Annotated in this window: 10 protein-coding genes and 2 rRNA genes; 3 read left to right on the forward strand and 9 right to left on the reverse strand. The window is 27.2% G+C overall.

What is annotated here, in order from left to right; all coding sequences use genetic code 11:
- Positions 1-340 precede the first annotated feature (340 nt).
- The gene (locus K5V21_RS18275; RefSeq protein WP_221862474.1) at positions 341-1,087 is read left to right on the forward strand and encodes a gamma-glutamyl-gamma-aminobutyrate hydrolase family protein; all 747 of its coding nucleotides are present in this window, start codon (positions 341-343) and stop codon (positions 1,085-1,087) included.
- An 87-nt stretch (positions 1,088-1,174) separates the two neighbouring features.
- Here the strand turns inward: K5V21_RS18275 and K5V21_RS18280 are convergent, their stop codons facing one another.
- Positions 1,175-1,528, reverse strand: coding sequence for a hypothetical protein (locus tag K5V21_RS18280; protein WP_221862476.1), 354 nt, complete (start codon positions 1,526-1,528; stop codon positions 1,175-1,177).
- A gap of 237 nt (positions 1,529-1,765) precedes the next feature.
- Here K5V21_RS18280 and K5V21_RS18285 point away from each other — a divergent pair, with 237 nt between their 5' ends.
- Positions 1,766-2,041: a hypothetical protein gene (locus K5V21_RS18285; RefSeq protein WP_221862478.1), complete on the forward strand. Its 276-nt coding sequence runs from the start codon at positions 1,766-1,768 to the stop codon at positions 2,039-2,041.
- 103 nt (positions 2,042-2,144) lie between these two features.
- On the opposite strand, the gene hcp is transcribed toward K5V21_RS18285, so the two are convergent.
- The 6 genes from hcp to K5V21_RS18315 form a co-directional block, all read right to left on the reverse strand.
- On the reverse strand, positions 2,145-3,794 hold the full coding sequence (gene hcp, locus K5V21_RS18290) for a hydroxylamine reductase (RefSeq protein ID WP_221862480.1): 1,650 nt from the start codon (positions 3,792-3,794) through the stop codon (positions 2,145-2,147).
- Positions 3,795-3,995: 201 nt separating this feature from the next.
- Entirely contained in the window at positions 3,996-4,757 is a 762-nt protein-coding gene (locus K5V21_RS18295; protein ID WP_221862482.1) for a DUF438 domain-containing protein, read from the reverse strand.
- A 101-nt stretch (positions 4,758-4,858) separates the two neighbouring features.
- Positions 4,859-5,554 (reverse strand): iron-sulfur cluster repair di-iron protein, encoded by a 696-nt coding sequence (gene ric / locus K5V21_RS18300; RefSeq protein WP_221862484.1) that lies wholly within the window; start codon positions 5,552-5,554, stop codon positions 4,859-4,861.
- Between the two features lie 200 nt (positions 5,555-5,754).
- Positions 5,755-6,471 (reverse strand): Crp/Fnr family transcriptional regulator, encoded by a 717-nt coding sequence (locus tag K5V21_RS18305; protein ID WP_221862485.1) that lies wholly within the window; start codon positions 6,469-6,471, stop codon positions 5,755-5,757.
- Between the two features lie 457 nt (positions 6,472-6,928).
- A complete protein-coding gene (locus K5V21_RS18310; protein WP_221862487.1) occupies positions 6,929-7,201 on the reverse strand; it encodes a DUF1653 domain-containing protein in 273 nt (90 codons plus the stop codon).
- A gap of 29 nt (positions 7,202-7,230) precedes the next feature.
- On the reverse strand, positions 7,231-7,740 hold the full coding sequence (locus K5V21_RS18315) for a YdcF family protein (protein WP_245000777.1): 510 nt from the start codon (positions 7,738-7,740) through the stop codon (positions 7,231-7,233).
- A gap of 319 nt (positions 7,741-8,059) precedes the next feature.
- Here K5V21_RS18315 and K5V21_RS18320 point away from each other — a divergent pair, with 319 nt between their 5' ends.
- Positions 8,060-8,440, forward strand: coding sequence for a rhodanese-like domain-containing protein (locus K5V21_RS18320; protein WP_221862491.1), 381 nt, complete (start codon positions 8,060-8,062; stop codon positions 8,438-8,440).
- Positions 8,441-8,460: 20 nt separating this feature from the next.
- Here the strand turns inward: K5V21_RS18320 and rrf are convergent.
- Both rrf and K5V21_RS18330 read right to left on the reverse strand, forming a co-directional pair.
- Positions 8,461-8,577: ribosomal RNA gene (rrf, locus tag K5V21_RS18325) — 5S ribosomal RNA — on the reverse strand.
- Between the two features lie 54 nt (positions 8,578-8,631).
- Positions 8,632-8,749: ribosomal RNA gene (locus tag K5V21_RS18330) — 23S ribosomal RNA — on the reverse strand; the annotation flags it as partial.

Genomic DNA, 8,749 nt, shown 5'->3' on the forward strand with positions numbered 1-8,749 from the left:
GATACCCTAATATGTATTCTCCTAAGTTTTAACATACTGGCTGTTTCACATTAGAAAGTGGAGAATACTGTAAGTCCTCCCTTAACTCCTGATGTTAAAATATCTTTGTATTTGAAGATATTAAGTTTCCTATTATATTTTCAGTTAATATACCATAGGGAAAGTTTGCTTCAAATAATTTCGATACATTTATAGATATTATTATTTTATATATTTTGCAAATACTATATTTATTATAAATTGTATTTAGCAATATTTAAATTTGTTATATACATATAGCAAAATACTTACTACTTACATATTAATTATAGTAATAGCACTAACTAAGGAGGAGGATAAAGTGAGTATTAAACCCCTTATTGGTATTTCTGCATCTTTAACTATAGATACTTCTGAAAAGATGGCAGGCCGTAGAATTATTTCTCTAAGTGAAAATTATGTTAATGCCATTTTAAATGCAGGAGGATTTCCTTTCATTTTACCAATTAATAATGACATTAATGTTATAAAAGAATATGCAAAATTCTTAGATGGTTTGCTTCTTTCAGGCGGTTATGATGTTGATCCATTAAATTATGATGAGGATCCAAACTATAAATTAGGAAGAACCATTAATGAGAGAGATGAATTTGAAATTAAACTAATAAATGAATTTGAAAATTTAAATAAACCTATCCTTGGTATTTGCAGAGGAAATCAAATATTAAATGTAGTCCACGGTGGAACAATATATCAGGATATATCTTTAATAAAAGGAAGCTTTATTAAGCACGATCAAGATGCTTTTGAATATGATGGAACCCATAGAATAACTATAGAAGATGGTACTAAATTAAAGAGAATACTTGGTAAAAATTCTTTAGTTAATTCTTATCATCATCAAGCAATAAAAAATGTTGGAGAAGGATTAAAAATTGCTGCTATATCTAACGATAATGTTATAGAAGCTATAGAAAACACAACTGGTTCATTTAAGCTTGGAGTTCAGTGGCATCCTGAAATGATGTTTTATAAATCCAAAGACATGAGTAATATTTTTAGATATTTCCTCCTTGAGTGCAAAAACAACAAAAATAAATTAATATAATAAATAAAGGGCAGTGTACACTTAATTTTTGCACACTGCCCTTTTTCTACTAAGAAATCACTATAATATACGTAAATAGTATACTACTTAATCTTCATATCTTTCTCTCTCAATATCATCTAATTTTTCTAAGAGATCTTTCTCTACCTCTTCAATTTCAATATTTATGTCAGCTATTCTACTTATACTATCATCTATTTTATAAATTAAGTTTTTAACTTGTTCTTCATCCATTGATATTTTATTTTTAAATTCATCAACAAACATAGAACCTATTTTCTCATTACTTTTTCTAATTACTATATTTAGATCATCAATTTCATTCTTTAAATCTCTTATCTTCATTTTTGTTTCTATTTTTAATGCAGTGCTCTTTGATAGTGATGTTACATTTTTTGTAGCAGTATCAGCTAATTCTTTCATACTATCTAAAAAATTCATATCTATCCCTCACTTAAATAAACTTCTACTTTTATTATATAATCGTGATTTTATTTTGCTTATATAATTACTAATAAGATACACTATTTGTCTTTGATTACTTCTACTAGTCCTACCAACTTGTAATTTATATTAAATTTTAGTACATTTTTACATATAACTCTTTATTAAATTTTTAAATGAGTTAATATTATTAGAAATAAGTTTATTTATAATTTCCTTTGGAGGTGTACTAATATGCTTAAAAATTACTATTTACTAGAACCAAATAAAAGTTTAAACACAAAATGTGATATTGAAAATTATTGTATGGATTTTTTTCAAAAACTTAAACACAAAGTTAAAATTCTAGATAAATCTAGTACCTTTAAAATCTACATAAAAGTAGATAACACAAAATATTCAGTACAGCAAAGAGTATTAAATGCTAAATCTTATCAAAGCAAACTACCAATAAGTGATAACTTTACTCCAATACTTGGAGCGCAGCAATTAATAATTGAGAAAATATAAATAAAGAAGTATAAAAAAGATAGCATGTTTAGTGTACATGCTATCTTTTTGATGTGTGGTTATTTATATTAGTTTAGTTAGTTATATATTTAATTAATTGTGATTATAGTTCGTAGAACATCTTCATATCATCTTCTACGTTTGTAATTCCTCCAATACCAAAGTTTTCAACTAATACTTTAGCTACATTTGGTGAAAGGAATGCTGGTAATGTTGGTCCTAAGTGTATGTTCTTAACACCTAAGTGTAATAATGATAATAATACTATTACAGCTTTTTGTTCATACCAAGCTATGTTATATGATATAGGCAATTTATTTACATCATCTAATCCAAATACTTCAGCAAGTTTTAATGCTATTACTACTAATGAGTATGAGTCATTACATTGTCCTGCATCTAATACTCTTGGAATTCCGTTTATATCTCCAAGGTCTAATTTGTTGTATTTGTATTTAGCACATCCAGCTGTTAATATTACAGCATCTTTTGGTAACTTTTCTGCAAATTCTGTGTAGTAGTTTCTTGATTTAGCTCTACCATCACATCCAGCCATTACAAAGAATCTCTTGATTGCTCCAGTCTTAACAGCATCAACAACTTGATCAGCTAAAGCTAAAACTTGGTTATGAGCGAATCCACCGATGATTTCTCCTTTTTCTATTTGAGTTGGAGCTTCACATTTCTTAGCAAGTTCTATGATTTGTGAGAAATCCTTCTTACCATCTTTATCTGCTTCTATATGAGCACAACCTTCGTATCCAACTGCTCCAGTTGTAAATATTCTACCTCTGTATGAATCTTGAACTGGTGTGATACAGTTAGTTGTCATAAGTATTGGTCCATTGAATGAAGCGAATTCTTTGTTTTGTAACCACCAAGCATTTCCGTAGTTTCCTGCAAAGTGATCATATTTCTTAAATTCTGGATAGTATTGTCCAGCAAGCATTTCACCGTGAGTATAAACATCTACTCCAGTTCCTTTAGTTTGTTCTAATAACATTTCTAAGTCTTTTAAATCATGACCTGAGATTAATATACCAGGATTATTTCTAACTCCGATATCAACCTTAGTTATTTCTGGATGTCCATAAGTTCCAGTGTTTGCAGAATCTAATAGAGCCATTCCATCAACACCAAACTTACCAGCTTCTAAAGCTAAAGCTGTTAATTCATCAGCTGTTAATGAGTCATTTAAAGTTTGAACTAATGCTCTTGCCATAAATGCATGTATTTCTTCCTTATCATAGCCTAAGTTCATAGCATGCTTCATGTAAGCTGACATACCTTTTAATCCATATATTATAAGTTCTCTTAAACTTCTTACATCTTCATTTTCTGTAGCAAGTACTCCTACGCTTGAAGCCTTTTCCATCATTTCTTCTTCTGTAGTTGCAGTCCAAGTTGCACATCCGTGGAAGTCATCTCCTACAGGATTTCCACCAGCAGCTTGTACTTTTTCTTTTAATTCTTCTCTTAATGCTAAAGTTTCTTTAACTCTCTTTTCTATTGCTTTAAAGTCAAAGTTAGCATTTGTTATTGTAATAAATAAATTTTCTGTTATGTATTTATCAACTTTATTATAGATAACTCCTACTTTTCTTCCTTCATTTGCTACTGTAGCTAACCCCTTTGTTACGAATACTAAAAGGTCTTGAATTTTTGCTACATCTTCTGTTTTACCACAAACACCTCTTACAGTACAGCCCTTACATCCTGCTGTTTCTTGACATTGAAAACAAAACATTGACATTATATTTCCTCCTCTTTCTAACTATTAATTTTGATATTTATATTTAATTTCTAGATGATTCTTATGTTTATTCTTAAATTCTGTAAGCATCTCACTTACAATACTGAGTATACTACTAAGATATAATTTCTTCTGTAACATTAGTTACAGTTCTGAATTTTTTAAAATTTACCTAATACATTTCATTTGTATTACATATTTTTAGATAATTTCCTTTGGCGTAAAACTACAATATCCTATTTCATCACATCTTTTCTTCATATCACTCCAAAGCTTAGAATCAGTTATGCTATCTATTGCTGTAGGATATAATATTGTATTTTCTTTAAATATATGGTCTCTTAAATTAAATACTAAGTATGCAGTTAACTCTTCTAACCTTTCTTTAAAATCATCAAATGGTATATAATCTACACAGTTTAATAACTCTTTAATAGCTCTCTTCTTTCCTCTTAAATCATCATGTTCCATTCTCATAATTCTAGTTGGTCCAGTAATACCATCGTTCTCTAATTCAATAAATAAAACGTCCTCTTCTCTTTTATGATGAAGCTCAGCATCTAGTATATTATCTATAACAGTTTTTAACTCTACTATATTATTTTCATTACCTTTTATAGAATCTAACTTTTGAACTTCACCATTTAACTCTTCTAATCTAGTTAAGAATTCTAATATCTTATCATGCTCAACAATAAGTGTATTAACTACATGTCCAACTTCTAATTTACTTTTTATCTTTTCAAGTTCATCCTTTAATACTTCCATATGTATATAACATAAATGTCTTAAATCATGAGGATTCATACCCTCATCAATTAAATTTTGCTCTGCTATAGATAACTCTATAGGATCTATATTTTTAACTATTTCTAACGCTTCTTTTCTTAACTCATCTGATATATTTCCTGTATTTAATTTTCTTAAAACTGCTGTTAATTCATTAATTCTTTCTTGTTTCATTTCATTAGCCTCCCTATTTTAAATAGCCTTATTGCTTTTTCTATATTTATATATCTGCTACTAATTAATCTTTAATTTTATATATTAATTATTAGTTAATCTTAAATTATTTTGAATAAGATACTATTTTCTTTATGAATATGGATAAATAAATCTTTTTCTAATTCATCTATCTTTTTATATACTAAATTAAAGGTTGTACAAGCTCCTTCTGGTGTCTTATATCCATTTGTTTCTCTATAAAGATCTTGAAGTATATGTCCTGCCCCTGTATGCTCATTTTCGATTACTCCAACAAGCTTCATTATTGAATCTCTTAATTCTTCAGATGGATTTTTAAAGTATTCCTTTATCATTGGGAATAATCCTTCCTCTTCTTTAATTAAATGTTCCTCAAGCTCTGTTTTTAATGCTCCAAATAACTTATGAACTGTTTTTAATTCTTCTCCACTGTGATGATAATGTACCTTTAATATCTTTAATAATAATTGGTCTATTTCTATAAGCTCTCTATAAGTAAAAGCATGATGTGTATCAACTATATTCTCTATTAATTTATTTGGATCTTCTTTTCTCCAATCTATATATGCTTCCTTTGAATTTAAAAATTCATCATATGATTTATTTATTTCGTTTAAAAATCCTATTACTTCTATTTCTTTTTCTAATAATGCACTTTCAAGTGTTCTATCTCCATGGCAACAATAATCAATGCCTTCTTTATTAAAAATTCTTGCAGCACCTGGGAACATAGCTACTACTTCACCTAAGTTTTGTTCTTTATTTAATCTATTCATTAAAATCTCTCCTTATCTCTTAAAATATTCGTGCTCTCTTAACTATGACTAGATTTTAATTTAATTCTTAGTTATTTAATATGATTTAAATCAAAATTTTTATTTTTCAATTTTTTATAAAATAAAAGATATAATAAAAAAAGAAACTAGATTAATTTAATCTAGTTCCTTTTATACTAATATTGATAAAAGTAAAAATCTTATTCTGATAAATCTTTTAGTAAATCTATATCTTTTACTATTATTATTTTATTTCCTTTTAAACTTATTATATTTTCACTTTCAAATTTAGAAAGTTTTCTACTTATCGTTTCTCTAGTAACTCCACAATAGTTAGCCATATCTTCTCTATTTATAGGAAGTTCTATATGTATATTATCATCAACTAGTTTTCCATACTTCTCTGAGAATTCTAAAAGCATACTTGCTACTCTTGCTTCTACATCCTTTGTTGCAAGAACCTTTGCTAAATCCTCTGTTTCTGCAAGCCTATGAGCCAATTCCTTTAATATTTTCATTGATATTCCAGGATTTTGATTTAATATGCCTTCTAAATTAGCTCTTGATAATGTGCATATCTTTGCATTATTTATTGCAGTTGCTGTAAAGCTGCTTTCTATATCATCAAATAAATTTGTTTCACCAAAGAAGTCTCCTTTAGTTAGTATATGTAATATTTGTTCTTTTCCATCTCTCGTCATTTTTGAAAGTTTAACTTTTCCTTCTCTTATAAGAAATAAATTATCAGATATCTCGCCCTCTCTACAAAGTACTTCCCCTTTTATATATTCTCTTCTAATTACCATTTTAATTATGTTCTGTAATTCAGAATCTGATAGTGATGAGAATATTGATATATGCTTTGCACATACCGGTTCACCCTGATTGCAGCCATGACAATTACAATTTTTTTTCATTACATACCTCCTAATTAAATTTTCGTCTTTTCTACCTATCTTTTATATAATAGCACTCTTATAAAACTTTTAAAAACTAAAACTTACAGATAACATTAAATTTAACATTATCTACAGTTAATTAAATATTCTACTTTCTTTTTATCTTATGTAATTGAGATTCCTATTAAGCTAAGTACTATAAATATTGTTATACTATAGCTCTATTTATTCATTTTGCTGATATCTTATAACTACTTTAGCTGATTTAATACTTTCAATAAACTTATAGTATAATATTTACTACTAATGAATTATTATCATCATTCATTAAAATAAATACTACCTATTATAAATATTTACATTTTTCTATTTTTCTAAATTATGAATTTCATATTCTATATTTTTGTTATATCAATAAAAAAACTAAACCTAATGTTTAATTAATATTAGGTTTAGCAATCATATTTTTATTATATTAAATTAATGCTTCTTTTATATTATATATATCTTCATTATCAATTTCTTGAAATCTATACTTCTGATTACAATTAGGATATTTATCCTTATCTACTTCACTTAAAAACATATTTAAAGGTCTAACAAATATACCAAAATCACCATATAAAGCTTTATATACAACTAGCTCTTCCATAGTTTCAGAATGTCTTGCTACATCTATTACTAAATATAATTTTCCTTTAAAGTGCTTAACAACTCTTCCTTTTAAATTTTCTATGGATCTATTCATATGACTTCCTCCTCCTAAAAATAAATGTATTATCTATCAAATACTAAAGATTTAAAAAATGCAAAAAATTCTCTTGCATACATTGATGGTACCAAATACCATTCAGTATTGCTGCTATAAAATTTTATATTTTCATAACCATTTCTCTTAGCAATAATACTACTTCTTAGTGCATGAAAATCTGTAGTAATTACTGTAACATCAGCATTTACTATATCACTTTTTTCTTCATCTTTTACCTTTTCTTTTGTATATTTAAAATTTTGAAACGTATTAGTCGATTTATTTTCTAATATTATTTTATCACTATTTATACCTTTTTTTACTAGGTAGCTTCTCATAGCTTCAGCCTCTGTGATGCTTTCTCCTGGTCCTTGTCCTCCAGATACTATTATATCTCCTTTAAAGTTAGTCTCATCCATATATTTTATTGAAGCATCAAGTCTATCCCTTAATGTAGTTGTTAAATTTTCACCTCTTATACCTGCTCCAAGAACTAGTACATAATCACTTTTCTCCACAGATTTTTTAGGATACATAATAATAATTCCTTCTACAACAATAAAAATTATTATTCCTAATATTGATAGTATTCTTAATGGCTTAATGATTTTTTTAAACCACGCAATTCTCATTAGCTTTTTTCTGAAGAAATAATAGAAAATTATAATTAGCCCTATTACCAAGTAAAAAATACTAAATGTAGTATATCCAAATACTAAATTAACAAAAGTAAAATATAATATACATATAATGCCTAATATTAAAATTATAACACTCACATACTCACCATCCTTTTAGATAATAATACCATAAATTAGAATATAAATTAATTTTTGTTCTAAGGAGATAATAGAAATGTTTATTAGATTTGAAAATATAACTGATGAAATTACTATAGATGTAAGAACAGTATCTGAATTCAATAATATGAGATTATTTCAATATAATATTCCAATAATAGATGAAGATGACCATATAAGAATAAAATCTTTTTATCCATTAGCTATACCTATAATATTAGTAAGCCTTTATAGAAATAAAAATTATATAAAAAAGCGTTTGATGATCTTATCTAATAATGGAACTTATCCCATAGTTATAGGTTGTTCTAGAGGGCGATTAAGAAGTCCTATAATCTTTTTATATGCAAAATTTATAGGCATAAGAAGATGTAAAATTTTATTTGGCGGAATAAAAATATTTTTCTTAAACAAAGAAAAAAGAGATAGTAATTAAACTATCTCTTTTCGTTACTCACCTGGCAACGTCCTACTCTCCCACACAGTCTCCCGTGCAGTACCATTGGCGCTATAGAGCTTAACTTTCCTGTTCGGAATGGGAAGGAGTGTTTCCTCTATGCCATCATCACCAGATTTCAGATTGTTCTCTGAAAATTGCACATGAATTTTTGTTGATCGTCTTTTTTATTGGTCAAGCCCTCGACCTATTAGTATCAGTCAGCTGAACATATTGCTATGCTTACACCTCTGACCTATCAACCTTGTGTTCTTCAAGGGGTCTTACTAGCTTACGCTATGGGAAATC

Source organism: Clostridium sardiniense (assembly GCF_019753795.1).
In the GTDB taxonomy this organism is placed as follows: domain Bacteria; phylum Bacillota; class Clostridia; order Clostridiales; family Clostridiaceae; genus Clostridium; species Clostridium sardiniense.